General features: G+C 44.2%; 1 protein-coding gene and 1 pseudogene. Both read left to right on the top strand.

What is annotated here, in order from left to right; translation table 11 throughout:
- Positions 1-447, top strand: a pseudogene (locus B4K20_RS10335) (FAD-dependent oxidoreductase); the annotation flags it as partial.
- Positions 447-938: aldo/keto reductase (locus B4K20_RS10330; RefSeq protein WP_289282825.1), on the top strand; the 492-nt coding region annotated here is incomplete at its 3' end. The pseudogene B4K20_RS10335 and the gene B4K20_RS10330, both read left to right, overlap by 1 nt.

Below are 938 nucleotides of genomic sequence, written 5' to 3'. Positions count from 1 at the left end.
ATCTATGCCCATAGCCTGGGTAGTGGTTCCAAACCTATTGCGACAATTTCCAGCCATAAAACACAGCAAGGTGACACGGTCTGGTATATCGGCGGCAATATCGCTGAAGAAGGCGTTGCTAAATCGCAAGAAAACTTGATCACCGAAGCCAAGCAATTGCTCAACAATATTTTGCCATGGTTTGAATTGCCAGCTCTTGATTGGGCCACGCATGCGGTGAACCGCGCAGAGCCCAAGCAATCCAATCTTACCCGACCTGATCATGCTTTTATTGATTCACAACAGAATCTTCATATTTGCTGGCCCACCAAATTAGCTCTGGCACCGGATTTAGCCGATCAGGTTCTGAAAGCCATTAATGTCGATGCTATAGAAAAACGCAGTTACGACAATCCTGATTTTCCTCACCCAGAGATCGCTAAACCGTTATGGGACAGAGTTTTTTGATGGCCTATTTAGAACAAAAAAATCCAATTGCGGAGACAGGTATACAAGTTTCACCACTCGGTCTTGGCACCGTAAAAATCGGTCGCGACAAAGCGGTGAAATACCCTGATGGCTTTCAAATTCCAGATGATGAACAAGTGATTGCCTTGCTTGAGCAAGCCTGGGAATCGGGTATTAATCTGATTGATACCGCACCAGCTTATGGTCGCAGTGAGCAACGCCTTGGAGAATTATTAAAAAAAGTCCGGCGCGAATGGATTATTGCCACCAAAGCGGGTGAGTATTTTGATGCCGTAAGCGGTGAATCACACTATGACTTTACACCTGAATCACTGATTAAAAGTATCGAAAACAGCTTAAAAACTTTACAACAAGATGCGTTAGATATTGTGTTGATTCACTCTGATGGAAATGATGAACATATCATCCGTCATCATGGTGCTCTGGAAGTCTTAGCTGACTTAAAACAGCGAGGTTGGATTCGTGCCAGT

This window comes from Methylophaga sp. UBA5088 (assembly GCF_002414625.1).
GTDB lineage: Bacteria > Pseudomonadota > Gammaproteobacteria > Nitrosococcales > Methylophagaceae > Methylophaga > Methylophaga marina.
The sequence above is the reverse complement of the archived record's forward strand: the minus strand, read 5'-3'. Positions and strand labels throughout refer to the sequence as shown.